Source organism: Mesorhizobium sp. NFR06 (assembly GCF_900115245.1).
Lineage (GTDB): Bacteria > Pseudomonadota > Alphaproteobacteria > Rhizobiales > Rhizobiaceae > Mesorhizobium.
Map to the genome: position 1 here is coordinate 24,200 of NZ_FOVT01000021.1, position 26,936 is coordinate 51,135.

23 protein-coding genes are annotated in these 26,936 nt (G+C 64.5%); 9 read left to right on the forward strand and 14 right to left on the reverse strand.

The window, feature by feature from the left end; all coding sequences use genetic code 11:
• The first annotated feature begins 44 nt into the window (after window positions 1–44).
• From gcvT to gcvP, 3 genes are read left to right on the forward strand one after another with little or no spacing between them, the layout of a single operon-like run.
• The gene (gene gcvT / locus F3H96_RS26705; protein ID WP_149804660.1) at window positions 45–1,145 is read left to right on the forward strand and encodes a glycine cleavage system aminomethyltransferase GcvT; all 1,101 of its coding nucleotides are present in this window, start codon (window positions 45–47) and stop codon (window positions 1,143–1,145) included.
• Window positions 1,146–1,152: 7 nt separating this feature from the next.
• Window positions 1,153–1,521 carry a glycine cleavage system protein GcvH gene (gcvH, locus tag F3H96_RS26710; RefSeq protein WP_149804661.1) on the forward strand — a complete coding sequence of 123 codons (369 nt, stop codon included), beginning with the start codon at window positions 1,153–1,155 and terminating at the stop codon, window positions 1,519–1,521.
• Window positions 1,522–1,538: 17 nt separating this feature from the next.
• Entirely contained in the window at window positions 1,539–4,346 is a 2,808-nt protein-coding gene (gene gcvP, locus F3H96_RS26715; RefSeq protein WP_149804662.1) for an aminomethyl-transferring glycine dehydrogenase, read from the forward strand.
• A 15-nt stretch (window positions 4,347–4,361) separates the two neighbouring features.
• On the opposite strand, the gene F3H96_RS26720 is transcribed toward gcvP, so the two are convergent.
• The 9 genes from F3H96_RS26720 to cpaB form a co-directional block, all read right to left on the reverse strand.
• Window positions 4,362–5,534, reverse strand: a complete 1,173-nt coding sequence (locus F3H96_RS26720; RefSeq protein WP_149804663.1) for a GGDEF domain-containing protein — start codon at window positions 5,532–5,534, stop codon at window positions 4,362–4,364.
• 174 nt (window positions 5,535–5,708) lie between these two features.
• A complete protein-coding gene (locus F3H96_RS26725; protein WP_149804664.1) occupies window positions 5,709–6,182 on the reverse strand; it encodes a tetratricopeptide repeat protein in 474 nt (157 codons plus the stop codon).
• A 132-nt stretch (window positions 6,183–6,314) separates the two neighbouring features.
• Window positions 6,315–7,280, reverse strand: coding sequence for a type II secretion system F family protein (locus tag F3H96_RS26730; protein WP_149804665.1), 966 nt, complete (start codon window positions 7,278–7,280; stop codon window positions 6,315–6,317).
• Window position 7,281: 1 nt separating this feature from the next.
• Window positions 7,282–8,247: a type II secretion system F family protein gene (locus F3H96_RS26735; protein WP_188131546.1), complete on the reverse strand. Its 966-nt coding sequence runs from the start codon at window positions 8,245–8,247 to the stop codon at window positions 7,282–7,284.
• Between the two features lie 4 nt (window positions 8,248–8,251).
• Window positions 8,252–9,673, reverse strand: coding sequence for a CpaF family protein (locus F3H96_RS26740; RefSeq protein WP_149804666.1), 1,422 nt, complete (start codon window positions 9,671–9,673; stop codon window positions 8,252–8,254).
• Complete coding sequence (locus F3H96_RS26745; RefSeq protein ID WP_149804667.1) at window positions 9,670–10,884, reverse strand: response regulator/pilus assembly protein; 1,215 nt, start codon at window positions 10,882–10,884, stop codon at window positions 9,670–9,672. Before F3H96_RS26745 ends, F3H96_RS26740 begins: the two co-directional genes overlap by 4 nt.
• Window positions 10,885–10,897: 13 nt before the next feature.
• Entirely contained in the window at window positions 10,898–11,170 is a 273-nt protein-coding gene (locus tag F3H96_RS26750) for a hypothetical protein (RefSeq protein WP_244620163.1), read from the reverse strand.
• Between the two features lie 4 nt (window positions 11,171–11,174).
• Entirely contained in the window at window positions 11,175–12,596 is a 1,422-nt protein-coding gene (locus tag F3H96_RS26755) for a type II and III secretion system protein family protein (RefSeq protein WP_188131547.1), read from the reverse strand.
• A 52-nt stretch (window positions 12,597–12,648) separates the two neighbouring features.
• Window positions 12,649–13,560 (reverse strand): Flp pilus assembly protein CpaB, encoded by a 912-nt coding sequence (gene cpaB, locus F3H96_RS26760; RefSeq protein ID WP_149804669.1) that lies wholly within the window; start codon window positions 13,558–13,560, stop codon window positions 12,649–12,651.
• 254 nt (window positions 13,561–13,814) lie between these two features.
• Between cpaB and parE the strand changes: the two genes are divergently transcribed.
• Both parE and F3H96_RS26770 read left to right on the forward strand, forming a co-directional pair.
• A complete protein-coding gene (gene parE / locus F3H96_RS26765) occupies window positions 13,815–15,869 on the forward strand; it encodes a DNA topoisomerase IV subunit B (RefSeq protein WP_149804670.1) in 2,055 nt (684 codons plus the stop codon).
• Window positions 15,870–15,911: 42 nt separating this feature from the next.
• Entirely contained in the window at window positions 15,912–18,011 is a 2,100-nt protein-coding gene (locus F3H96_RS26770) for an FUSC family protein (protein WP_149804671.1), read from the forward strand.
• A 4-nt stretch (window positions 18,012–18,015) separates the two neighbouring features.
• Here the strand turns inward: F3H96_RS26770 and F3H96_RS26775 are convergent, their stop codons facing one another.
• Window positions 18,016–19,137, reverse strand: coding sequence for a DUF2336 domain-containing protein (locus tag F3H96_RS26775; protein ID WP_149804672.1), 1,122 nt, complete (start codon window positions 19,135–19,137; stop codon window positions 18,016–18,018).
• 148 nt (window positions 19,138–19,285) lie between these two features.
• Here F3H96_RS26775 and F3H96_RS26780 point away from each other — a divergent pair, with 148 nt between their 5' ends.
• Entirely contained in the window at window positions 19,286–19,738 is a 453-nt protein-coding gene (locus F3H96_RS26780; protein WP_149804673.1) for a MaoC family dehydratase, read from the forward strand.
• Window positions 19,738–20,619, forward strand: coding sequence for a CoA ester lyase (locus F3H96_RS26785; protein ID WP_149804674.1), 882 nt, complete (start codon window positions 19,738–19,740; stop codon window positions 20,617–20,619). Before F3H96_RS26780 ends, F3H96_RS26785 begins: the two co-directional genes overlap by 1 nt.
• Before the next feature lie 7 nt (window positions 20,620–20,626).
• Here F3H96_RS26785 and F3H96_RS26790 read toward each other — a convergent pair whose 3' ends face one another.
• A complete protein-coding gene (locus F3H96_RS26790) occupies window positions 20,627–21,298 on the reverse strand; it encodes an isoprenylcysteine carboxylmethyltransferase family protein (protein ID WP_149804675.1) in 672 nt (223 codons plus the stop codon).
• Between the two features lie 140 nt (window positions 21,299–21,438).
• On the opposite strand from F3H96_RS26790, the gene F3H96_RS26795 reads away from it, so the two are divergent.
• On the forward strand, window positions 21,439–22,194 hold the full coding sequence (locus F3H96_RS26795) for a TetR/AcrR family transcriptional regulator (RefSeq protein WP_149804676.1): 756 nt from the start codon (window positions 21,439–21,441) through the stop codon (window positions 22,192–22,194).
• 5 nt (window positions 22,195–22,199) lie between these two features.
• On the opposite strand, the gene F3H96_RS26800 is transcribed toward F3H96_RS26795, so the two are convergent.
• On the reverse strand, window positions 22,200–22,784 hold the full coding sequence (locus tag F3H96_RS26800) for a nitroreductase (protein WP_149804677.1): 585 nt from the start codon (window positions 22,782–22,784) through the stop codon (window positions 22,200–22,202).
• 163 nt (window positions 22,785–22,947) lie between these two features.
• Here F3H96_RS26800 and F3H96_RS26805 point away from each other — a divergent pair, with 163 nt between their 5' ends.
• On the forward strand, window positions 22,948–23,913 hold the full coding sequence (locus tag F3H96_RS26805; RefSeq protein WP_149804678.1) for a hypothetical protein: 966 nt from the start codon (window positions 22,948–22,950) through the stop codon (window positions 23,911–23,913).
• A gap of 10 nt (window positions 23,914–23,923) precedes the next feature.
• On the opposite strand, the gene F3H96_RS26810 is transcribed toward F3H96_RS26805, so the two are convergent.
• Together F3H96_RS26810 and thrS are read right to left on the reverse strand one after the other, a co-directional pair.
• Window positions 23,924–24,868, reverse strand: coding sequence for a lysophospholipid acyltransferase family protein (locus tag F3H96_RS26810; protein WP_149804679.1), 945 nt, complete (start codon window positions 24,866–24,868; stop codon window positions 23,924–23,926).
• An 84-nt stretch (window positions 24,869–24,952) separates the two neighbouring features.
• A complete protein-coding gene (gene thrS / locus F3H96_RS26815) occupies window positions 24,953–26,926 on the reverse strand; it encodes a threonine--tRNA ligase (protein ID WP_149804680.1) in 1,974 nt (657 codons plus the stop codon).
• Window positions 26,927–26,936 lie beyond the last annotated feature (10 nt).

Genomic DNA, 26,936 nt, shown 5'->3' on the forward strand with positions numbered 1-26,936 from the left:
AGGCCGCAAGTTGGCGGTCGATTGCGTGCGACTCTGGAGAAGACATGACAGGCCAAGACACCAGACATCTACCCCTTGAGGATTTGCACCAGGCCGCCGGCGCGCGTTTTGGCGCCTTCGCCGGCTGGTCGATGCCACTGACCTATCCGGCCGGCGTGATGAAGGAGCACCTTCACACGCGCGAGCATGCCGGCTTGTTCGACATCTCGCATATGAAGCTTTTTGCGGTCGGGGGTCCGGGCGCCGCGGCACTGCTCAACCGCGCCTGCCCGCTTGATGTTGGCGCAATGGAAATCTCGCAGTCCAAATACACCTTCTTCCTCAACGAGGCGGCAGGCATCATCGACGACCTGATCGTTACGCGGCTTGGCGACGACCGCTTCATGGTGGTGGCTAACGCTGGCAACGCCGTCGAGGACGAGAAGCATCTTCTGGCGCTGGCCGCCGCTTTCGACGCCAGCGTGCAACCGCTCGACCGGGTTTTCCTGGCGATCCAGGGTCCAGATGCCTGGGCAGCGCTTGCCAGGGCCGGCATCGAGACCGGCTCGCTGCTTTTCATGCACGGCATCGAGCCTCGGCAAAACTGGTTCATGAGCCGATCCGGCTATACCGGCGAGGACGGTTTCGAGATCGGCCTGCCGGAAGCGGACGCCCGCGATCTCCTCGCCAAACTCCTGGAAGACGAGCGCGTGCAGTGGATCGGCCTTGCCGCCCGCGACAGCCTGCGCCTCGAGGCCGGCCTTTGCCTGCACGGTCAGGACCTGACGCCCGAGATCGATCCGGCTAGCGCCGGACTGATGTGGGCAATCCCCAAGGAGGTCCGCGCCGCCGGCCAATTCATCGGCGCCGACGCGTTGCGCTCTATCCTCGATCGCGGGTCCTCGCAGAAGCGCGTTGGCCTGAAACCGGAAGGGCGCCAACCGGTGCGCGCCGGCGCGGCGCTCATCGATGCTGACGGCCATCCGGCCGGCCACGTAACCTCGGGCGGTTTCGGCCCCTCGACCGGTCACCCGGTCGCCATGGGCTACGTCGACGCCGCGCTTGCCAAGTCCGGAACCAAACTCTTCGCCGATGTCCGCGGGACGAAAATCCCGGTCGACATCAAGCCCGTGCCCTTCACCCCACATCGCTACCGCAAAGGATGATTTCCAGATGCCCAAGACCTATTTCACCGAAGACCATGAATGGCTCCGCGTCGAAGGCGGCGTCGCCACTGTCGGCATCACCGACTATGCGCAGGAGCAACTCGGCGATCTCGTCTTCGTCGAGCTGCCGGAAATCGGCCGCAAGCTCGCCAAGGGCGATACCGCCGTCGTCGTCGAGTCCGTCAAGGCGGCATCGGACGTATACGCGCCGGTCGACGGCGAGATCACCGAGGCCAACGGCACATTGTCGGCCGACCCCTCGCTGGTCAATTCGGCGGCGACCGGCGACGGCTGGCTTTGGAAGATGAAGCTGGCCAACGAAAGCCAGCTCGACAGCCTCATGGACGAGGCCGCCTACAAAGCCCATATCGGCTGATATCAGGATTTTTGGAAATGACCGCAGCACCTATTCCTTTCTCGGCCCGCCATATCGGCCCCGGCGTCAGCGATGTCAGGGCAATGCTCGCCACTATTGGCGTCCCATCCGTCGAAACGCTGATCAGCCAGGCCGTGCCGAGATCGATCCGCCTCGACCAGCCGCTCAACCTGCCCGCTCCGGCGAGCGAAGCCGAAGCACTGGCCGAGTTGTCGGCGATCATGGCCAAGAACACGGTGCTGAAGAGCTTCATCGGCGCCGGCTATCACGGCGTCTTCGTGCCGCCGGTCATCCAGCGCAACCTGTTCGAGAATCCGGCCTGGTACACGGCCTATACGCCATACCAGGCCGAGATCAGCCAGGGCCGGCTTGAGATGCTGTTCAACTTCCAGACTTTGGTCGCCGAGCTCACCGGCCTGCCCGTGGCGTCGGCCTCGCTGCTCGATGAAGCCACAGCCGTAGCGGAGGCCGTCGGCATTGCGCTGCGCCACCACCGCGACAAGCGCACCAAGGTAGCGCTTGCCGGCACGCCGCATCCGCAGACGCTGGACGTGGTGCGCACCCGCGCCGAACCGCTCGGCATCGAGGTCGACGGCGAGACCATCGACGACAACACCGCCGCCCTGCTCGTCTCCTGGCCGGACACTTTCGGCGTCTACGGCGACCACAAGGCGGCGATCGAGAAGGCTCGCGCCACCGGCGCGCTGGTCGTCTTCATCGCCGACCCGCTGGGGCTGACCCTGACGGACGCGCCCGCAAAGCTTGGCGCCGACATCGCCGTCGGCCCGATGCAGCGCTTCGGCGTACCGATGGGTTTTGGCGGTCCGCACGCCGCCTATTGCGCCGTGTCCGACCAGCTGACCCGTCTGATGCCCGGCCGCCTCGTCGGCCAGTCGACCGATACCAGGGGCCGCCCCGGCTATCGGCTGGCGCTGCAGACGCGCGAGCAGCACATCCGCCGCGACAAGGCCACCTCCAACATCTGCACGGCGCAGGCGCTGCTTGCCAACATGGCGACCGCCTATGCGATCTGGCATGGCCCCGCCGGCCTGCAGGCGATTGCCGGCCATATCCACGGCCTCGCCGGCCGCCTCGCGTCCGGTCTCGAGGCCGCCGGCGTTTCCGTGCTTGGCGCGAGCCGCTTCGATACGGTGACAGCCGAGGTGAAGGGCAAGGCCGCTTCGATCGCGCAGGCTGCCGAAAAGACCGGCCGGCTGCTGCGCGTCATCGATGCCGACCGCGTCAGCATCGCCTTCGACGAGACGTCCACGCAAGCCGATCTCGAAGCGATCGCCGGCCTCTTCGGCGCCAAGCCGGGCGCCGAAGCCGGTTCGATGCCCGGCAAACCGCGCGGCAAGGAATTCTTGACCCAGCCGGTCTTCCACGAGAACCGTTCCGAGACCGAGATGATGCGCTTCCTGCGCCGCTTGGCCGACAAGGACCTGGCGCTCGACCGCACCATGATCCCGCTCGGATCCTGCACCATGAAGCTCAATGCCGCCGCCGAGATGATGCCGGTGAGCTGGCCGAGCGTCGGCAACATGCATCCCTTCGCGCCGGCCGGCCATTCGCAGGGCTACCGCAAGATGGCCGGTGACCTGGAGGCCTGGCTGGCGGAAATCACCGGGTTCGACGCCGTCAGCTTGCAGCCCAACGCCGGCAGCCAGGGCGAATATGCCGGCCTGCTCGCGATCCGCGCCTATCACCGCGCCCGCGGCGAAGGCCATCGCACCGTTTGTCTGATCCCTTCCTCCGCGCATGGCACCAATCCCGCGAGTGCCGCGATGGCCGGCATGAGCGTCGTCGTCGTGCGCTGCCTGGACGACGGCAATATCGACATGGACGATCTGCGCGCCAAGGCCAACGAGCATTCCAAGAACCTCGCGGCGTTGATGTTCACCTATCCCTCGACGCATGGCGTCTATGAGGAAGGCGCGCGCCATCTGTGCGCGCTGATCCACGAGCATGGCGGCCAGGTCTATTTCGACGGCGCCAACCTCAACGCGCTGGTCGGCCTCGCCCGTCCCGGTGATATCGGCGCCGACGTCTGCCACATGAACCTGCACAAGACGTTCTGCATCCCTCATGGCGGCGGCGGTCCGGGCGTCGGCCCGATCGGCGTCAGGGCGCACCTGAAGCCCTACCTGCCGGGTCACGTCACGGAAGGCTCGGTGCATGCCGTGTCGGCCGCACCTTTCGGCAGCGCTTCCATCCTGCCGATCACCTGGATGTATATCCGAATGATGGGCGGCTCCGGCCTGAAGCAGGCGACCGAGACGGCAATCGTTTCGGCCAACTATGTGGCGACGCGGCTCGCGCCGCATTTCCCGCTCCTCTACAAGGGCAGGAGCGACCGTATCGCCCATGAATGCATCCTCGACACCCGCGTGCTCAAGGAAAGCGCCGGCATCAGCGTCGACGATATCGCCAAGCGCCTGATCGACTACGGCTTCCATGCGCCGACCATGTCGTTCCCCGTGGCCGGCACGCTGATGGTCGAGCCGACCGAATCCGAGCCCAAGCGCGAGCTCGACCGCTTCTGCGAGGCAATGATCGCCATCGCCGGCGAGGCGGCGAAAGTGGCGAAGGGCGAATGGCCGTCAAACGACAACCCGCTGGTCAACGCCCCGCACACCGCGGCCGAAACGCTGGCAGGCGCATGGACCCATCCGTATTCGCGGCTGGAGGCGGCCTATCCGGCGGGCGATGCCGATCTGGCGGCAAAATACTGGCCGCCGGTCTCGCGCATCGACAATGTCGCGGGCGACCGCAACCTGGTCTGCTCGTGCCCGCCGCTGTCGGCATATCTCGGCGCCGCAGAATAGAAGCCGAGAGCTCGTTCAGGCGGATTTCAGGGTCGGCCCGGCATCGGGCTGGCCGGTCCTGTCATGCGCGATGACGCGGTTGCGTCCCGCGCGCTTGGCCGCGTAAAGTGCCGCGTCTGCTTGCGCCAGCACCTCGTCGAGGGGGCGGCCCGCGGCCGAGCCGAACCCCATGCCGCCGCTGACGCTGCTGCGCAGCGGGCCACGATGGGTCGGAACGACCTCGGTACCAAAAGCGACGCCGATCCGGCTTGCCATGTCATGCGCCTTTTCCGGCGTCACGCGCGACATGACGAGGGCGAATTCCTCGCCGCCGAGCCGGAACGCGTCGACACCCGTCCTGCCGTACTTCTTGATCACCGCCGCGAAGCGGCAAAGAACCCGATCGCCGACCGGATGGCCGAAGACGTCGTTGGTCATTTTGAAATGATCGAGATCGAACATCGCTATCGCCATGAACGGACCGAAGCTGCGGGCGCCGTACAGCTCGTTGAGCGCTCTGCGGTTCATCAGGCCGGTCAACGGATCGGTCATCGTCTCGGCCTTGAGCTCGATCTGTGCCTGCAGATGATGCAGCGAAAGCGTCAGCGCGCCGAGACCGGTCATGCAGGCGACCGCGACGACGGAGTTCACCCGTTCCGCCCAGTTGTCGGGCGCGGCGCCAAGCACCCATTGCCCCTCGACGAGCAGCACCAGGCCACATAGCGCGAAGGACAGACCGCAGGCACCGCTGAGGAACGAAACGACGAGCAGGATCCGGCGGTCGTGATCGCCTTTTATCCAGAACATCGTTCCGATCGCCGAGAGCAGCGCCGTCACCGTCGCGTAGGTGATCTGGAAGCCGATGCCGTCGAAGCCGAGATAGGTGACGATCGCACAGGCAGCCATCGCCGCCAGTGTCGGCAGGATGGCGCGGCGGTAGTCGCGAAAACCGAGATACTGCATCGCCGACAGGCAGATGACCAGGAAACCCACGGTGAGCAGCGCAAGCACGACCTGGCAAAGCCCTGGGCTGGCATCCCTGGAATAACGCCAGAATGCGACGACGTGGGCGACGAGCACCAGGATGCCGCAGGCGACGGTCAGCACGAAACGTGCCCGGGGCGCAGTGAGCCAGATCGCAAACATCGAGATGCTGAGGCATGTGCCCGACAGCGCGGCAGCGAGCAGGAGCGAACTGAAATCCAACATCCGTGAAGAACTGCCTTAACGAGTGCCCGTCACCCCTCAATGTAGGCTGGCGGCGGCCGGCGCAAACCGTTTTCGGCGGGTGCCCGGAGCTACCTCGACACAGGGTTTACAAAGCGTCGACATGTGAGGCGAAATGTCATGATTATACACGGAATACGGGAACACAGGAAAGGATCAGCCCTTGTCGAGCAGCGCCAGATTGGCGTCGACCACCGTCTGATCGGCCATGCCGGCCTTGGCCTCGAGCAGCAGTGCGCGTGCCTTCTTCTTGTTGCCGCGCAGAAGCTGCGAATAGCCCATGTTGTTGACAATCTGCGGCTTGCGCCCGGCGACTTTCAGCAGCTGCGCATAGGCGCGGTCGGCGAAGTCGAAACGGCCGAGCTCGTCATAGGATGCAGCAAGCCCCATCCAGGCTTCGGCATTGTCGGATTTGAGTTCGACCGCCTTGCGAAAATGCTGTTCGGCAAGGCCGAAATTCGCCTCGCGAAACTGCGCCTTGCCCTCGACGAGGTCGTTGGCGCTGACATCCTTGGCGACGGGCTGGATCGCGGTGGTCTTGGTCGTGTCGACGTTTGCGTTCGTCGTGCAGCCGGTGATCATCAAGGCTGCCGCCAACGCCGCCGCTGCCCTGGGAAGTCTCTGACGCATGCCCCTGCCCCATCGCCCGATTTGCCGGGTCGTTCTTCAGGAAAAGACTATACAGCGGAGCGATTAAGCTTCGGTGCTGAAATGCAGCTAAATTTTGGTTGCGCGCCAACAATGCGTTAACCAGTGCGGACGTCAGGGGTGAGCGGTCAGCTTCACGATGATCGGAATGATGGCGATCATCAGCACCACCGGCAGGATGCAGACCGTCACCGGAACCGACATCTTGGCCGGCAGGGCATGCGCCTTCTCTTCGGCCAGCGACATGCGCTTGTGGCGCATTTCGTCGGAGAAGACGCGCAGCGAGCCCGACAGGCTGGTGCCGAGTTCCTTGGATTGTTGCAGGAGCGTCGCGAAAGAACGTACTTCATCGAGACTGAGGCGGTCGGCGAGCGCCTTCAGCGCATCGTCGAGGCTGCGGCCGGCGCGCAGTTCCAGGGAGACCAGCATGAGGTTCTGGCTGAGCGACGGATAGGTCCGCGCAAGCTCCTTGGAAACGCGCTCGATGCCGGCCTCCATGCTCATGCCGGCATCGGAGCAGACGATCATCAGGTCCATGAAATCGGGAAAGCCGTTGCGGTATTCGCGCATCTTTTCCCGCACCTTCTGCGTCAGCACCAGGCCGGGCAGAAAATAGCCGCCGGCGCCCGACAGAATGATGAAGGTCCAGCGGCTGGTCATGGTCGACTCGGCGCTGGCCGCCCAATGATTGACCAGGAACGCGGCAATTGCCGCGCCGATCAGCGCGCAAAAACGGATCAGGAAGAACGTGCCGACGGCGCGCGGCTCCATATAGCCGGCCTGGATGAGTTTCATGCGCAGCCGGGCGACATTTTCGGGATCGCTCTTGGCGTAGAACTCCTGCGCCCGTCGCACCGCCTTCTCGCGCACGGCATTCGTATTCTTTTTCGGCGCGGGCTCCGCCTGTTCGACCGGCTGCACCGCCTCGACCTTCAGCCGGCGCTTGACGTCGTTGCGATCGCCCTTGGCAAGCACCAGCGGCCAGGCCATCGCGCCGCCGCCCAGCGCCAGCAGCAACACGGCCACCGGCATCAGCGAAGTCGGCGCGAACGAGGCGAGGAAGCGGACGACGTCTTCCATCTCAGAACCTGAAATTCGACATCTTGAACATGATGGCGTTGCCGAGCAGCAGCCAGATGATGGAGCCGCCCAGCATGTACCAGGTCTTCGGCACGCCCCAGACATCTTGGTAAAACTGCGGCATCAGCACCATGATGGCTGTGAAAAGCAGCGCCGGCACCGCGGTCAGGATGTAAGCCGACATGCGCCCTTCCGTCGAAATGGCGCGTATCTTGCGGCGCAGCTTGCCGCGATCGCGGATGGTCGCGGACAGACCGTCGAGGATCTCGCGCAGATTGCCGCCCGAACTGCTCTGGATCGACACCGCCGTGACGAACAGCGGCAGGTCCTCATGTCCCACCCGGTCGAACAGGTTGTTCAGCGCCGAGACCAGGTCCGAGCCGTAGGTTACCTCGTCGGCGACGACCCCGAACTCGGTGCCGATCGGATCGGCCATTTCGCGCGCCACCATGGCGACCGCCACCGGCACCGGATGGCCGGCCTTCAGGCCGCGCGTGATCAGCTCCAGTGCCTCGGGCAGTTGCATCCCGAACCGTTTGTGCCGGCGCTTGCGCATCGAGCGCATTGCCATCACCGGCAGCACTGGCAACAACACGAGAAGCAGGATGAGCCCGAACAACAGTGGCAAGCCCTTCCAGGTCGCCACAAGCGCCAGTGCAGCGGCAGCACCCGATGTGATCATCAGGAACTTCGGCAGCGGGGTGGTCATGCCGGACTGCGTGCGCAGGGCGCGGAAGCGGTCGAGGGAAAAGATGGAGCTGCCGCCGTCGATCCCGCGCTCCTTGCGCAACTGGATCAGCACCTGCTCCTGGCTGATCTTGTTCTCCGCGAGCTTCATGCGGCGGTTGATCGCCGTGCGCTTGTCGCTGCGCCCGGCATAGAGCAGGTAGCAACCCTCGGCGATCATGATGCCGGTGAGCGCCGCCGCCGCATACACCGCGTAGATCGGGCCGAAACCGTCCAGCACCGGCCTACTCCTGCGGCCGGCCGGGTTCGAAGTATTTTCCCGGGAATTCGATGCCCATGTTGCGCAGGTCCTCCAGGAAGCGCGGGCGGATGCCGGTCGCCTCGAAGTGACCGAGGATCCTGCCGTCCGCCTCCATGCCGGTGCGCACGAAGCGGAAGATCTCCTGCATCTGGATGACGTCGCCTTCCATGCCGGTCACCTCGGCGACGCTGGTCACCTTGCGCTTGCCGTCGGAAAGGCGCGTCAGCTGGACGATGATGTCGATGGCGCTCGAGATTTGGCTGCGGATCGACTGCACGGTCATCGGCATGCCGGTCATGCCGAGCATCTGTTCCAGACGCGAGATGGCGTCGCGCGGCGTGTTGGCGTGAATGGTCGCCATCGAGCCTTCATGGCCGGTGTTCATCGCCTGCAGCATGTCGAAGGCTTCCTCGCCGCGGCACTCGCCAAGGATGACGCGGTCGGGACGCATGCGAAGCGCGTTCTTGACCAGGTCGCGCTGTTTCAATTCGCCGTGGCCTTCGATGTTGGCCGGACGCGTTTCCATGCGCGCGACATGCGGCTGCTGCAATTGCAGCTCGGCCGCGTCCTCGATGGTGATCAGGCGTTCGTCTTCGGGAATGAAAGCCGACAAGGCGTTGAGCATCGTCGTCTTGCCGGTGCCGGTGCCGCCGGAGATGATCGTGGTCTTGCGGGCATGCACCGCCGCCGCCAGCACCTCGGCCATGTTCTGGGTGATGGCGCCGAATTCGACCAGCTTGTGCAGGCCGAGCTTGTTCTTGGAGAATTTGCGGATCGACACCAGCGGCCCGTCGACACCGACTGGGCGGATGGCGGCGTTGAAGCGCGAACCATCGAGCATGCGGGCATCGACCATCGGCTGCGATTCATCGACGCGCCGCCCGACCGCCGCGACGATTTTGTTAATGATTCGAAGAAGATGCGCCTCATCCTTGAAGGGGATATGGACTTGCTGCAGCTTGCCGCGCCTTTCGACGAAGCAGTTCTGGTGGCCGTTGATCAGGATATCGTTGATCTCGGGGTCCTTGAGCAGCGGCTCCAGCGGGCCCAGGCCGACCATTTCGTCGACGATGTCGTCGACCAGCGCGTCGAGCTCGGCGATGTTGATCGCCATCCGCTCCTCGCGCGTCTTTTCCGAGACGAATTCATACACCTGCCGGCGCATCTCGTCCTTCGGCAGCCGCTCCAGGGCCACGAGGTTTATCTCCTCGATCAGCATGCGATGGATACGCACGCGCGCATCCAGCACCTTGTTGGCGCTTTTTGCGGGCGCGGCTTCGGACTTCGGCGGCGCAGGCTTGCGGATCGTCGGGATGACCACCGCATTGTGTGCGACGGGTGCGGGTTCCGACGCCCGCTGTGGCCGCACATCGCGGCTCTGCAGATTGGAAAAGCGGCTGGTCATCCTGCCTTCCTCTTAAGCAACCCCTTGCCCAGGCCGAACAGCGACTTCGACTTGGCCATGGTCTGGACGGCCTCCTCCGGCAGGATGATCTTCTTCAGGTCGTTGACGACATTGGCGTTGGGGTCGATGGCGTGAAGCGGCACGCCGCGGTCGACGGCCTCGCGCACCAGCCGGTAGTTGTTGGAGATGCCGCCGACGAAATGCTCGCCGAGTATGTCCTGGACGTCGGCCTGCTTGATGCCGTTGTCGAACATCTTCTGCTCGAAGCGGTTGACGATGACGTTGGGCTTCACTTCCTTGCCGGCTGTCTCGTAGACGGCCTGGATGAGACGCTGCGTGTGGCGCAGGCAGGGCACCGTCATCTCGGCCACGATGTAGAGCTTGTTGGAACCCAGCAGCACCGTCTCGGTCCAGGGGAACCAGGTGCGCGGCAAATCGATGACGACATTGTCGAAATAGGCCGCCACGAGGTCGAGCATGCGCACCACGACGTCGGTCTTGAACGAGCGCATGTCCGAGGGGCGTGTCGGCGCGGCAAGCACGCACAGCCCGCTCGCATGCTTGGACAGCATCACATCGAGCAGTTGCCGATCCAGGCGCTCCGGCTGGTTCTCGATTTCGGTGATGTCGAAGCGCGGTTCCAGGTCGAGATATTCGGCGCAGGCGCCCTGCTGGAAGTTGAGGTCGACGACGCAGGTCGAGGCGCCGCGCGTCACCGAATGATGCAGCTGGAAGGCGGTCTGCAGGGCGAGCGTAGTGGTGCCGACGCCGCCGGCGGCCGGCATGAAGGTATAGATGTGCGATTCGGTGTTCTCTTCCCGCCCCGGCCCTTGCAGCGCGCGGATGACGGACCGCACGAGGTCGGCGGTGGTGATCGGCTTGACCAGGAAGTCGGCGACTTTCAGCTGCACCAGGATGCGCACTGCCGCCGCGTTGAATTCCTGGGTGACGACGACCACCGGAATGCTGCCTTCCAGCCGGCGCATGACGCGCTGCAGCGATTCGATCTCCTCGAGCTTCGCTGCATCCATGTCGACGATGACGGTGCCGAAATCCGCTTCGAGGACCTCGCCGCGCAGCTCGTTGACGCTCTTTTCCACCGTCAACAGCTCGATGACCTCGGAAGCCGCGAAAGCCGTCCGCGTGTCCTGCAAAAACGTCCTGTCCGTCGAAACCAACAGGATCTTCTTGGTCTTGGTGCCAGATGCCATCGTCGTCAGCCCATCAGTCCGATGTCGTTGATGATGATGTCGGCGCCGGCCCGGAGCCGGCCTTCGCACCGACGACAGTGCTCTCGGAACCGGGACGTTGAGCCGGCACCAGCAGCCTGGTGTTCTGGACGCCGTACTTCCAGGGATCGACCATCTGCATGGCCGTGTTGGACGCCTGGGCGTTCCCGGCCCCCAGCGTCACCCCTTCAACGCGCAGATAGTCATCACTGGTGCAACCGCTGACGAAACCGGCCAGGAGCAGAGCAATGCAAAGGCGGATGCGCATGGCTTTAGTCCTTTGGCAGGTCGAGGAAGTGGCCGGACGTGGTGGCGGCCAGCGGGCGGGCGGCGCTGCCGTCGGCCAGCGCCAGCGGACGCTTCGACGCCGAGGCGGCCACTTCGTCGGTGTTGTTTAGAAAAAAGTCGGCGGGACTTGCGGGCCGGGTGCCGTCGGTCGGTTCGATCATCTTCTTGGAAGGATCGACCGGCTTGACCAGGTAAGGCGTGACAATGATCACCAAATCGGTTTCGCGCCGCTGATAGGATTTGGAGGAAAACAGCGGACCGAGCACCGGCAACCTGCCTATCCCCGGCACCCGCGATGTGGTGATGTCGTTCTGCGACTGCAGAAGGCCGGCGATCATGAAGCTCTGGCCGTTCTTAAGGTCGACCGACGTCCTGGCGCGGCGCACGATGAACGCGGGAATGGAAATGCCGCTGCTGACCTGGATGGAAGCAGACGGGTCGATCGAGGACACTTCCGGCGCGATGTCGAGGCTCACCAGCCCGTCCTTGAGCACCGTAGGCGTGAAATCCAGGCCGACGCCGTACTTCTTGTAGGTGACGCTGATCTTGCCATTGTCTTCGGAAACCGGAATCGGGAACTCGCCGCCGGCAAGGAAGCTCGCCGTCTGGCCCGAACGTGCGATCAGGTTCGGCTCCGCGAGCCGCCGTGCCAGGCCGCGCTCTTCCAGCGCTTTGATGGCAATGTCGATTGAAAGACCGTTCGACAGCAGGCTGCCGATAATCTCACCTGTTCCGGCAGCCGGAACGTCTCCCCCCTCCGGGTTCAACACGACCTCGCGGTTGCCGATGCCATAGGCGAAATTGGCGCTGTATTTGGCGCCGAGATCCTGACCAGCCTGACGGTTGATCTCGACGAAGCGGACGTTGAGCTGCACCTGCTGCGATGACGAGATGTTGACCGAGTTGATGACTTCCTCGTTGCCGGAAAAGCGCGACGCGATCTTGCTGGCCTTGTCGGCAGCGACCGCATCGTCGGCCTCGCCCGAGAGCACGACGCGACCGTTGGCCGAACCGACCTTGATCTTGGCGTCGGGCACGCTGGCGCGAATCGTGCTTGCCAGTTGGTCGGTGTCCAGCGTCACCTCGATGTCGATGGTGCCGACGAGCTGCTTGTTCTGGTCGAACAGGGCGATGCCGGTCGTGCCCAGGTTGTTGCCGAGCACATAGAAGGACTTGTCGGTCAGCGGGTTGACGTTGGCGATCTCCGGATCGCCGATGACGATCTGGTAGAAGGCGGCGCTCGTCACGATCGTCCTCGGCTTGCCCTTGGCCACCTTGATCGAGGCGTTCTTGTTCGCCGAGACATAGACGACGTCATTGCCCGCCCTTGCCGGTGCCGTGACGCCGAGCATGGCCAGCGGCACCGCCAGCGTGATCGCGCCAACCAGGCGCCACGCCCCGGTCATTCGAAATGCATCAAACCTAAACATGTTGCCCGTCCCCGCCGGTCCCCACCGGCTATTGCTGCAGTTCCGGCGGCGGTTCCCGCGAAGGAACCTTGTATTCCTCGACCTTCTCGCCACGCGTCACGATCACCGTCTTGAATTTCGGCTCGTCCTGGTCCTTCGTCACGGCGTTGACGAGCGAGGCAGCGCTCGCCTGCGCGTTTGCGGCAATCGACCCCCCGAAGGACGAGATGGTGGTAAGCCCGCCATTGCTGGTGCTGGCGTCGGCCGCCGAACGCAAGGACAGCGACAAGGAGCCGACGGTGCGGGCAAGCGCGACTTTCTGCGCCCCTTCGTTGGTCACCTCGATGGTCACTGAATTGGCGATCTGCGGCTCGGTCTTGCGCTCGTCGGCGCCTTGCCCGACCGAAAGCACCTTGGCGTCGGAGACCACGATCTCGGAGGTGACGGTCGAGCCCGCCGCGCCCTGCGCGTTCTTCGCCACTTCCTGGATATCGCCGGCATCGCGCGTCAGAACGACGTCGACCCGGTCTCCCGGCGTGATGAAGCCGCCGACGCCGGCGATCTCATCGGTGCGGATGGTGACGGCCCGCATTCCGGCCGACAGCATGTTGGAAAGCGTGGCGCGACCGTTCGGTCCCGACAGCTTGGTCAGCAGCACCGGTTCGTTGACCTCGATCGGCGACAGCACGACCCGGCTGCCGTCGGCAAGAAGCTTGTCGATTGTGGGGAATGCACCTTGCGGCAGGGAATCCTGCGGCCATGGAATCTCGGCGAGTTGCGGCCGCGCAAGCTCCATGCCGTAACGCAGCGGCGCCTGAGCCACCACGATGGTCTTGAACTCGATCTTGGGTTGCGGCGCCACGACGGAGACGACCTCGGGCTGGGCCTTTGCCTGGCTCTTGACCCAGAAGTCCGCCGCAAAGATCGAGATCGCGCCGAAGACGGCGGCGATGCCGATCATGGTTATGGCCCTGCCCCTCACAACGAAACCCCTGACGCCCGCGGTCTTTTGTTAGTTGGGCTTCACGCTAGGCATCATTGTTAAAGAATCAGGAATCCCGGGTCGCTCCAACCGCCCTATTTCGGCCGGCTTGGTTATCGAATGGTTTTGGAATAAGAGACAGTTTGATCCCTGAACGGAACAGGAACTCGTTCGCCCGCCAAAAGCGTGGCAGTATCGACGAGTGATTCGCATTACCGGACGTTAGGCCCAGCATGGACGATAGCAACGACCTTTTCGGCAAGATGGAAAAGCCGGCACAGCCGGTGCGCACGCCCTCGCGCCCGGCCGATCCGCTCGTGCAGGCCGCGAAGCGTCCGGCCGCCGCCCGCGATGGCAGCGAAGGCTACAGCGCTGCCGATATCGAGGTGCTGGAAGGGCTCGAGCCGGTGCGACGCCGTCCAGGTATGTATATCGGCGGCACCGACGACAAGGCGATGCATCACTTGTTCGCCGAGGTCATCGACAATTCCATGGACGAGGCGGTCGCCGGCCACGCCACCTTCATCGATGTCGAGCTTTCGGCCGACGGTTTCCTGACCGTGACCGACAACGGCCGCGGCATTCCGGTCGATCCGCATCCGAAATTCAAGAAACCGGCGCTTGAAGTCATTATGACGACGCTGCATTCGGGCGGCAAATTCGACTCCAAGGTCTATGAGACCTCCGGCGGCCTGCACGGCGTCGGCGTCTCCGTCGTCAACGCGCTGTCCGACCACCTCGAGGTCGAAGTCGCGCGCGGCCGCCAGCTTTACCGCCAGCGTTTTTCGCGCGGCATCCCGGTCAGCGGTCTCGAGCATCTCGGCGAGGTTCACAATCGCCGCGGCACCAAGACACGCTTCCACCCCGACGAGCAGATTTTCGGCAAGGGCGCCGCGTTCGAACCGGCGCGGCTCTACCGCATGACGCGCTCGAAGGCCTACCTGTTCGGCGGCGTCGAGATCCGCTGGACTTGCGATCCGTCGCTGATCAAGGAAAAGGACCAGACACCGGCCAAGGCCGAGTTCCATTTCCCCGGCGGTCTCAAAGACTATCTCAAGGCCACGCTCGGCGACGAATTCCAGGTCACGCGCGAGATGTTCGCCGGAAAAAGCGACAAGCAGGGTGGCCACGGCTCGCTCGAATGGGCGGTGACCTGGTTCGGCGGCGACGGGTTTCTCAATTCCTACTGCAACACCATCCCGACAGCCGAAGGCGGCACGCACGAGGCCGGCTTTCGCAACGTCCTGACGCGCGGGCTGCGCGCCTATGCCGACCTGATCGGCAACAAGCGCGCCTCCGTCATCACCACCGAGGACGTCATGATCTCGGCCGCCGGCATGCTGTCGGTGTTCATCCGCGAGCCTGAATTCGTCGGCCAGACCAAGGACAGGCTGGCGACCATCGAGGCGATGCGCATCGTCGAAAACGCCATCCGTGACCCGTTCGATCACTGGCTGGCCGACAACCCGCAGGAAGCCTCGAAGCTTCTGGAGTGGGTCATCGCGCGCGCCGACGAACGCGTGCGCCGTCGCCAGGAGAAAGAAGTCTCTCGCAAGACCGCGGTGCGCAAGCTGCGCCTTCCGGGCAAGCTCGCCGACTGCACGCAGAATGCCGCCGCCGGCGCCGAGATCTTCATCGTCGAGGGCGACTCGGCCGGAGGCTCCGCCAAGCAGGCCCGCGACCGCGCCAGCCAGGCGGTGCTGCCGCTGCGCGGCAAGATCCTCAACGTCGCCAGCGCCGGCAACGACAAGCTCGCCGCCAACCAGCAGATTTCCGACCTTATCCAGGCGCTCGGCTGCGGCACGCGCTCGAAATATCGCGACGAGGACCTGCGCTACGATCGCGTGATCATCATGACCGACGCCGACGTCGATGGCGCGCACATTGCTTCGCTTTTGATCACCTTCTTCTACCAGGAAATGCCGAACCTGATCCGCGGCGGCCACCTCTACATGGCCGTGCCGCCGCTCTATTCGATCAGGCAGGGCGGCAAGGTCGGCTATGCCCGCGATGATGCGCATAAGGACGAACTGCTGCGCACCGAGTTCACCGGGCGCGGCAAGGTCGAGATCGGCCGCTTCAAGGGGCTGGGCGAGATGATGGCCTCGCAGCTCAAGGAGACCACGATGGATCCGAGGAAGCGCACGCTTCTGAGGGTCGATGTGATCGACGCCGAGCAGGCGACCAAGGATGCCGTCGACGCGCTGATGGGCACCAAGCCCGAGGCCCGCTTCCGCTTCATCCAGGAGCGCGCCGAATTCGCCGAGGCGGACGTTCTGGATATCTGAACGCCGACTGGTCCATAACAATCTCCGGAACGGAGAACCTATGTGACCTGGACGCGGCTGAAAGAGCTTGTCGAGACACCGTTAAGTGGTCTGACGCAGCCGACCCGTTCGGATTGGATTTTTGCTCTGCGCACGGTCTCGGCGGGTCTGATTGCGCTTCTTGGCGCCTACACGCTGACGCTCGACCATCCGCAATGGGCGATGATGACGGTATTCATCGTCGCGCAGCCCGTGGCCGGCATGGTGCTGGCGAAGGGCTTCTACCGGCTGCTCGGCACACTGGCGGGCGGCCTCGCGGCGGTCGGCATCACCTCCCTGTTCGGCGCCAATCCCTGGTTGCTGGTGACCGTGCTGGCGCTCTGGATCGGTGTCTGCACGCTCGTCTCGTCATTGCTGCGCAATCCGGAAGCGTATGGCGCCGCCCTTGCCGGCTATACAGCGATGATCATCAGCCTGCCGGCCTTCGGGCAGCCGCACGTCGTTGTCGATTTGGCGATCGCGCGCTGCGCCGAGATCGTGCTTGGCATCGTCTGCGCCGGCGTCACCAGCCGGCTGATCCTGCCGAAGCTCGCGGCCGACGCCATCATCTCCAGGCTCAAGCGCAGCATCCTCGACCTCGCCGAATATGCCGGCGGCGCCTTTTCCGGCGGCGATCCGGTCAGCCTTGCGGCGCTCCAGCGCAAGCTGATCACCGACGCCCAGACGCTCGCCGAAATGCGCACCTATGCGCGGCTGGAAGCGCCGAGCTTCGCCACGCGCGCCCACCCGGTGCGGCGCACCATCGGCCAGCTTCTGTGGGCGCTTTCGGCGGCGCGCGCCCTGCACAGCCATCGCGCGCCGAAGAATGCCGCGCTCATCCCGATGCGCCGCGACTTGAAAGCCTTCGTCGGCGAACTGGCGGCGACGCCAGGCGCGCTCGAAGACACGGCCCCCTGGCTGGCCCGTCTCGATGCGATCGCGAGCAAGGCCAGGGAGATGCCGGCGCTGCCCGACCATACCGGCGGCTCCAAGGATGCTGGCCCCAAGGATGCCGGCGAAGACAAGGTCGGCACCATCACCCGCCTCACCATTGCCGGCGATTTTGCCGAGGCGCTGAAGCAGGTGATGCGCGGCCTTGACGCGCTTCGCTCGCCCGTCTCGCGCAAATCGAATGAGCGAGGCCAGCCGGCATTGGTTGTGCATCGCGACTACCAGGCCGCGTGGCGCAACGCCGTGCGCGCCGCTCTCGCCACCTTCCTCGTGGCGATATTCTGGTTGACAACCAAATGGTCGGAAGCAGCCGGCACCGTCATCCTCGTCGCCGTCGTCTCCAGCCTCTTCGCGGCGCGCCCCGATCCGGTGCAGTCCGCCTGGGGTTTCTTCACCGGCACGCTGATCGCGCTGCCCTTTGCCTTTCTCGTCGGCCAGGTCGCGCTGCCGGCGCTGCCGGGCTTCGGCTGGTTCACGCTCTTCGTCGTGCCGATCCTGGTGCCTGCGGCGCTCGGCATGGCCAATCCGCGCCATGTCGGCGTCGCCACAGCCTTCGCCATCAACTTCCTCGCCTTCCTCAGTCCGCATCAGCAGATGATCTACGATCCCGGGCCGTTCTTCGCCGGATCCGCCTCGATCGTGGTCGGCATCCTGATTGCCATCGGCGTCTTCATCGTCGTGCTGCCTGCCGATCCCTGGGTCACCGTGGAACGTATCTCGCAAGCCATGCGCGAGGATCTGGCGCGGCTTTGCCTGCATGAGCGAATACCCCGGCGTTCGGCCTTCGAAAGCCTTGCCTATGACCGGATCAACCAGTTGATGCCGCAGGTGCAGCAGACGGGGCGCAAAGGCGACCCCATTCTTGGCGGCAGCATCGCCGCCGTCACCGTCGGGCTGGAGGTGCTGCGGCTGCGCCACGCGCAGCTGAACACCGCCATCCCCCACGAAACAGTCGAGTCGATCGGCAATTTCCTGCGCGGCCTGGCGCGCGAACTGCTGTTCCGGCGACCGGGCGAGCCGCAGACGGCGACCGTCGCGGTGGCGAGGCAATATGCGGCCAGCATTGCCGAGCGCAGCGATCGGTTCGAAATGCTGCAGGTCGCCGCCTCGCTACGCATCATTGCCGCGGCGATGGAAGACTATCCCGATTTCTTTGCGAGGGGCCGAGGCTGAGGCCTCAAGCTGCCGCGATGGCCAGTGCGTGCCCGCGCGCGTTTTCGCGCAATGCCTCGAGATGGATCGACTTCACCAACCCGGCGAGATCGCCCTCGGCCGACTGGCCGCCGAGTTCCTTCAACATCAGCCAGCTCACTTCCTGCACGCCGGCGACACGCCGGCCATTGGCGACCTCGCGCCAGATCTTGAGGGCGCGCAGGATGATGGCATGCGTCGCCGGCGCGAGCCCGGCACTGCGGAACAGCGCCTGCAGCGCCACGTCATGCCCGCCGGCGAGGAGAGCCGTCACCCGCTGCTCGGACTGTTGGGCGAGCGCGACCAGCGTCGAGCCGAAGAAGTCGACCTTGCCATGCGCGATGGTGCGGATGATGAAGCTGGCGGTGAGGTCGCCGCGCAGTCTCAGATGCTCGATCAGCGCGGCGTGCTCTTCGATGCGCGTTCCCTCGATCAGCGTCACCGAGGCTTTCACGCAGGCGTCGCGCATCACGCGATCGGCGCGCGCGGCACCCATCATCGCCAGCACCAGCGGTGAACCTTTCAGCGTCTCGCCGAGCTTGACCAGAAGCATGTGCCGGCAGTCGGCGGGCAGGCGTCGATCGGCGATCAGCGCCTCGCGCACCAGCGGCAGATGGCCATGCCGCTCGGCGATGCGGCGGAAGCTGAGCGAGGCAATGTCGGCGCCGCTGTTGCCGACCAGCGCGGCACAGGCTTCCGGCTCGCCGATCTCGGCGATTGCCGCCGCTAGCGACATCGAGACGACCGGACGATTGGCGATCAGCTTCTGCGTCGCCTTCTGGCCGCAGGCGACGCGCTCGACCAGATCGGCATCGGTAAGCAGCGGCGAACGCGCCAGCACCAGCGTCGCCACTTCCGGCTGATCGGCGGCCAAGGCGCTGATCACCTGCGGCGGCGCGTGATGGCTCATCGACAGCGCCTCGGCAAGCGCCAGGCGCACCTTGGAGGAAGCGTCATCCAAAAGCAGCGTGAGCGCCGCCTCGGCGGCGCAGCGATCCTCGAACGGCAGATCGGAATTGATATAGGCGCGCGCCAGCGCGCTCGCGGCGGCGGCGCGCTCGGAAACCCTCGCCGTATCGATCCACTTCAGAAAATGCGAAACAACCATGCCGACCAGCTACGCCCCTTGCCGGAAGGTCCGGCCCCGCTGGAAACGGTAGGCCGGAAATGGTTTACGAACGGTTCACCATGTTTCTTAACCGGCTTGATGGCGCCGCAACCAACGCCTATCAAGCAGGGAATTGAGGAGATCGACCATGGCCGGGCTATTTCTGGAAGAGTTTGTCGTCGGCCATGTCTTCCATCACACGCTGCGCAAGACGGTGACCGAAAGCGACAACATGCTGTTTTCGGTGATGACGCTGAACCCGCAGCCCTTGCACATCGATTTCGACTTCGCCGCGAAAACAGAATGGGGCAAGCCGCTGGTCAATTCGCTGTTCACGCTCGGCCTGATGATCGGCATTTCCGTGAACGACATCACTGTCGGCACGACGGTCGCCAATCTCGGCATGAAGGAAACGGTGTTCCCGCACCCCGTCTTCCACGGCGATACCATCCGGGTCGAGACGACGGTCGTCTCCGTGCGCGAATCCAAGTCGAAACCCGATCGCGGCATCGTCGAGTTCGAGCACCGCGCCTACAATCAGAGTGACGTTCTCGTTGCCAAGTGCACCAGGCAGGCGATGATGCTGAAGAAGGCTGCCTGATGCGCTCACTGCTCTTCGTGCCCGGCGATTCCGAACGCAAGCTGGAAAAAGGGTTCGGGGCCGGCGCCGACGTGGTCATCGTCGATCTTGAGGATTCCGTTGCCGCCGCCAACAAGGTGGCGGCGCGCGCGACCGCGGCGGATTTCATCTCTAGCCAACGACGCCAGACGGGTTCCGCCATCTATGTGCGGGTCAACGACCTTTCGACCGGCCTAACCGACGCAGACCTCGCGGTCCTCGTCCCGGTGAAGCCCGACGGCATCATGCTGCCCAAGTCGAACAGCGGTCAGGACGTCCAGCAACTGGCGGCGAAGCTTCGCGTCCACGAAGCCGAAAACGGGCTGCAGGACGGCGGTATAAGGGTCTTGCCGATCATCACCGAAACCGCGGCAGGCGTGCTGGCGGCGGCAAGCTATGCCGGGACGAGTGCGCGACTGGCCGGTCTGACCTGGGGCGCGGAGGACCTGTCGGCGGCAATCGGCGCGCGCTCGGCCCGCGGCGGAAACGGCCGCTACACCGACGTGTTTCGCCTGGCGCGCACCATGACCATTCTGGGAGCGGCAGCGGCCGAGGTCGCGGCAATCGATACCGTGTTCCCGGATTTTCGCGACATGGCCGGTCTCGAGGCCGAGTGCAGGGAGGCCGAGCGTGACGGCTTCACCGGCAAGATGGCGATCCATCCGGCACAGGTGCCGGTCATCAACGCGGCTTTCACGCCGTCCGCCGAGGCGGTCGAGCGATCGCAGGCGATCGTCGACGCCTTCGCGGCGGCGGGAAACCCGGGCGTCGTCGGCATCGACGGCAAGATGTATGACCGGCCGCACCTGCGGCTGGCCGAGCGGCTGCTCGCGCGTGCCAGGGCGGCTGGCATTTCCGCCTGATCCGCTACTAGACCATCGGGATCAGCCGGTAGCGAACGTTCGCCGCATAGTCGTCATAGCCGCGCAGGCCGGTGCGCAGCGTCTTTTCTTCGATGAAGGTGCGGATGGCGAGCAGCACGATGAAGGCGAGGACCGATACCAATCCCCACCACGAGCCGAGCAGCAGCGCCGTGCCGGCAAAATAAAGTATGGCGCCCGCATACATCGGGTGACGGACGTAGCTGTACGGACCGGTGGTGATCACCTTCTGGCCGCGCTCGTCCTGGATCTTCACGACCGGCGCCGCGAAGCTGTTTTCCAGCATCGTCAGATAGCAGATCCAGATGCCGACGAGCAGGACGAGCGCGCCGGCGACCTGCGCCCACAGGGGAAGCGCCGACCAGCCGAAACGGGCATCGAGCCCCATCAGCGCCAGCCAGGCGAAGATGCCGAGCAGCAATATGCTCAGCAAAAGCTTGTCGGCAGCGGTCTGGGTCTTCTGGATCGGAGGGCGGAGGCGCTCGTTCATCAGGCCTGGATCGCGCTTGGCGAGGGCGACGCCCATGGTAAGGCTCAGCCCGACCATCACGACCGTGTACACCCAGGCTCCGGTCCAGTGCAGCGTGCCTGCCGACAAAAAAAGCAGCGCACCCATGACGCCGAACCACACGAATGTCTGGACAACCAATCTCGAGATCATGACCAACCTTCCGTGACATACCCAGCCGCTCTTGGCCGGTAGACCAGCGGTCTATTATACCGACCAGCAGTCTATTCTCAAGCCCACTCGACCTTCAGGCATCTGGACGGGAACGGCCACCGCGTGCACAAGGTTTCGTTATGCCCCGCATCATCAAGCATCCGGAACTCAGGCGCGAAGAATTGCTGGACCGTGCCCAGGCCCTGTTCCTGACGCATGGCTACGACAGAGCGAGCCTCAACGACGTCATCGCCGCCGCCGGCATCTCGAAGGGCGCCTTCTATCACTACTTTGCTTCCAAGGAGGCTCTCCTGGAGGCGCTCGCCAAGCGTTTCGCGAAACAGGCGCTTGCCGGCGTGCAGGGAGTGCTCGACGATCCGGACCTCGACCCGCTCGGCCGTCTGAATGCGCTGATGGCCACGTCACGTCAGGCCAAGATCGATACCGCAGCCGACGCTTGGGCTTTGTTCGAGACGCTTTTTCGCCCGGAAAACTTGGTGCTCTTCCATCGCATCAACCAAGCGGCCAGTTCGTCCTTTTCACCTGTTCTGGTCGAGATCATCAGGCAGGGTGTCCAAGACGGAACGTTCCGCACCTTCGATCCGGAAGGCGTCGCAGACATCGTCATGCAGTTCGGCATGGCCACGCACGATGTGATCGCCAAGGCATTCGCCAGTGGCAGCGACGCCGATATGGACATCGCGATCGAAGCCCTGGAGAGACGCGTCCGGCTCTACGAGATCGCGCTCGACCGCATCCTGGGGCTTCCCGACGGCAGCATCCGGATCGGCGAGCCGGGCTATGTGCGTGCGGTCATGACCGCGCGCCGCTCCAATCCTTCCATCCCGCGGCCTTCAAAGGATCGTGAGCCACGCCGCGCCCCTTCGCGGCCGTAGGCCGCTCATCCCGCCCACTGCCCCGTGTAATCGGCATAAAGCTTCGCCGGGTCAGGCCGTGGCCGTTCCGGCGCCGGCCCCTGATAGGAGCCGATATGGACGAAGCCGATGACCCGCTCCTGCGGGGAAAGCCCCAGGATCGCCCTGCCCTCCGGGACGTCGGAATACCAGTTGCTGATCATGTTGGTGCCATAGCCCAGCGCGTTGGCCGCGATCATCAGGTTCATCGCGGCCATGCCGCCCGACAGGAACATCTCCCATTGCGGGATCTTCGGACTGTCCTTTGGAACCGAGACGACGCCGATCACCAGCGGCGCGCGCGAGAAACGCGCCAGTTCCTGGTTGCGTCGTCCCTCCGGCAGCGGCCCCTCGCGCTGCTCGGCAAGTGCTGCCAGCTTCTTGCCGATCGCGACGCGCGCCTCACCGCGGTAAAGGATGAAGCGCCAGGGCTCGAGCCGACCGTGGTCGGGAACGCGCGAGGCCGCCGCGATCATCGTCGCGATCTCGGCATCGCTAGGCGCCGGCTCCTTGAGGTCGGGGATCGGCGCGGAATTGCGGGTGAGCAGGAAGTCGATGATCGGCGACGCCATGGGCGCAAGTCTCCTGGAAGGCATTCGATTTTGAGCTGAAGCACGCCATCGGGAGGTCGGGCGGCTCGGGCGATGGCGTTTTGCGCCGGATAAGAAGCGCTGGGGAAAAGCAACGCACTCCTAGGCCTTGAAATTGCCACCGCCTTGGGCTTCAACGCAAGGCATGTTTGAGGGGATCCTGCGCCTTTTCGTGATGGCACTCGTCGCTGCGTTGTTCGCGGTGCCGGTTTCCTTCGCGCTGGCCCAGAACGCCAACGATATCGGCGACATCAAGCTTCCAGGCATTTCGAGCTACGCGACGCCGAAGACCGAAGGTCCGCTGGCGCTCGGCAATGGCGGCGCCATCACGCTTTCGGCGCAACTGACCGACAAGGGCGCGGACATCACCCGCGGCATCGTCTGGCGGGTCTTCAAGCCGGGGCCGGCCAGCGACGGCAAGTTGCCGATGGTCGCATCCGCGCATGGCGGCACGGCCGTGTTCCAGCTCGACCCCGGCAGCTACCTCGTCCATGCCTCTTATGGACGGGCCGGCGCCACCAAGCGCATCACCGTCGGCAAGGAGGCCAGGCGCGAAAGCCTCGTGCTCGACGCCGGCGGCCTGAAGCTCGACGCAGTGACGTCGGGCGGCGCGCCCATCCCGTCGAAGAAACTGCGCTTCTCGATCTATGAGGGCCAGGCCGCGGCCAATGGCGACCGCGCGCTGATCGCCCCCGACGTCGCGCCCAACACCGTGGTGCGGCTGAATGCCGGCACCTACCACGTCGTTTCGACCTATGGCGCGGTCAATGCGGTGATCCGCTCCGACATCCGCGTCGAGGCCGGCAAGCTGACGGAGGCGACCGTCGAGCACCGCGCGGCCGAGATGACGATGAAGCTGGTGCGCGAGCCCGGCGGCGAGGCCATCGCCGACACGTCCTGGTCGCTGCTCAACGAGAGCGGCGATCCGATCAAGGAAGCGGTCGGCGCCTTCGCCTCGATGGTGCTGGCCGAGGGCCAGTACACCATCATCGCCAAGAACCGCGACCGCATCTACCAGAAGGATTTCACGGTCGTTGCCGGCCAGAACCAGGAAATCGAGGTCGTGGCCAATGAATCGTCGGCCATCGACCCCGAGGAAGGCGCGGACTAGTCGTCTTAACTCAAGCCGCCTTGCGCGTCCGCCTTGGCAGGAACGGCACAAGGCGGCCCCGCTGCCCGGCAGGCGTCGCCAGGTCGAAGACCGAGCGGTAGAGGCGATCGAGCAGCGCCTTGCGGTCGCGCAAGGGTTCGAGGTCGCTCCATCTCAGCACGTCGCCGATGCGCACCTCGATGGCCTTGCCCGACAGGCGGGCGAACTCGCGGATGAGCAAAGAGGTGCGCAGCGTCAGCGATGCCTTGCCGATGAACTTCGCCAGGCGGTTGTCACGCTCGGCCATGTTCATCGGACCGCTGACGAGATGGAACAGGCGGCCGTTCTGGCCGGAGAAATGCATCGGGATGACCGAGGCCTTGGCGTCCTGGATGAGCTTGGCCGGAAACATCTTCCACGGCAGGTCGATAGCGCGGCCGAAACCCTTCGGCGCCGTGGCGACGCCGCCGGCCGGGAAGACGACGATGGTGACGCCTTCCTTCAACAGCCGCACCGCCTCGTGGCGCACCGCCAAATTGTTCTTCAGCGCTTCCTTGGTCTCGGAAAAATCGATCGGCAGCGAATAGGGCTCCATCTCGCGGATCCGGAGCAGATCCTTGTGGATCATCACCCGGAACGGCCGGCCGAGCTGCTCGGCGAGCGACAGCACCGCAATGCCATCGCCGATGCCAAAGGGGTGGTTTGCGACGATGACCAGCGGCGTGTCCGGCAACGTTGCCGGCGGCCACTGAACGGTGTTGCGCACCTTGACGTCGATCAGTTCCAGCATGCGGCTGAACACGCGGTCGCCGGTCGGCACCACCTGGCGGCGCCAGAAGTCATAAAGCACGGCAAAGCGGTCGCGACCCGACAGGCCCTCGACGGAATGGATGAACCAGCGCGTCAGCACGGGTTGATGCGCGTTGGCGTAGGAGAGCTCGGGAAACCGTCTTTCCCGCAGTTTCAACTTGAGCATGTGGGGTCGTTACAGCGTTGGCGTGACAGGCGTATGAAAATGGCGGTGGACGCACCACCGCCATCTTAGGGGAGTGCCGGTATATCAGGCGGCGCGACGCTTGCGGTCCGGCGAGACCGCCTCGTCGGCCAGGGCCGTCACCGCATCGTCGAGCTTCTGCGATTCCTGGTCGCGGGAACCCAGCCGACGGACATTGACGGTTTCCTCTTCGGCCTCGCGCTTGCCGCAGACGAGGATGACCGGCACCTTTGCCAGGGAATGCTCGCGCACCTTGTAGTTGATCTTCTCGTTGCGCAAATCGGCTTCGGCGAGCAACCCCGCGGCCTTCAGCCGATCGACGACTTTCACGGCGTACTCGTCCGCATCCGAGGTGATCGTCGCCACCACCACCTGCAGCGGCGCGAACCACAGCGGGAAATGGCCGGAATAGTTCTCGATCAGGATGCCGAGAAACCGCTCCATCGAGCCGCATACCGCGCGATGCACCATGACCGGCTGCTTCTTCTCCGAATCCGAGCCGATATAGAAGGCGCCGAAACGTTCCGGCAGGTTGAAATCGACCTGCGTGGTGCCGCACTGCCATTCGCGGCCGATGGCGTCCTTCAGCACATATTCGAATTTCGGCCCGTAGAAGGCGCCCTCGCCGGGATTGATCGAGGTCTTGATGCGGTTGCCGGAGCGCGTGCGGATCGTCTCCAGCACATTGCTCATGATCGCCTCGGCATGGTCCCAGGCTTCATCGGTGCCGACGCGTTTGTCCGGCCGCGTCGACAGCTTCACGCTGACCTCGTCGAAGCCGAAATCGGCATAGGTCGACAGGATCAGGTCGTTGATGCGCAGGCATTCTGCCGCCAGCTGCTCCTCGGTGCAGAAGATATGCGCGTCGTCCTGCGTGAAACCGCGCACGCGCATCAGCCCGTGCAGCGCGCCCGACGGCTCGTAGCGGTGCACATTGCCGAACTCCGCAAGCTTGACGGGCAGTTCGCGGTAAGATTTCAACCCATGCTTGAAGATCTGAACGTGGCCAGGACAGTTCATCGGCTTCAGCGCGAAGATGCGGTCGTCGTCGGTGTCGTCACCGGCGACCGTGACCTTGAACATCGCGTCGCGATACCAGCCCCAGTGCCCCGACGTCTCCCACAGGCTCTTGTCCAGCACCTGCGGCGCATTGACTTCCTGGTAGCCGTGCTCGTCGAGGCGGCGGCGCATGTAATTGATCAGGTTCTGCACCATCTTCCAGCCCTTGGCGTGCCAGAAGACGACGCCCGGTCCCTCTTCCTGGAAATGGAACAGGTCCATCTCGCGGCCGAGCTTGCGGTGGTCGCGCTTTTCGGCCTCTTCGAGCAATCTCTGATAGGCTTCGAGCTGTGCCTGGTCGGCAAAGGCGGTGCCGTAGATGCGCGTCAGCATCGGGTTGTTGGAATCGCCGCGCCAGTAGGCGCCCGCCACCTTCATCAGCTTGAAGGCGTTGCCGATCTGTCCGGTCGAGGCCATATGCGGACCGCGGCAGAGATCGAACCAGTCGCCCTGCGCATAGATCTTCAGATCCTGATCCTCGGGAATGGCATCGATCAGCTCGAGCTTGTAGCGTTCGCCCTTGTCGGCGAAGACTTTCTTCGCCTTCTCGCGCGACCAGACTTCCTTGGTGAACGGCTTGTTGCGCGCAATGATCTCGCGCATCTTCTTCTCGATCACCGGGAAATCGTCCGGCGTGAACGGTTCGTTGCGCGCGAAGTCGTAATAGAATCCGTTCTCGATCACCGGTCCGATGGTCACCTGCGTTCCCGGCCACAATTCCTGCACGGCCTCCGCCAGCACATGCGCCGCATCGTGGCGGATGAGTTCCAGCGCGCGCGGATCCTCGCGGGTAATGATCTCGACCTTGCCCGACTTGCCGAGCGGATCGGAAAGATCGCAAAGGGTGCCGTCGAGGCTGTAGGCGACAGCCTTCTTGGCGAGCGACTTGGAGATCGATTCGGCAAGGCCGGCGCCGGTCATCCCCGCGTCGTACTCGCGGACCGAACCATCGGGAAACGTCAGGGAAACGGAATTCAGCATCAAACTTCTC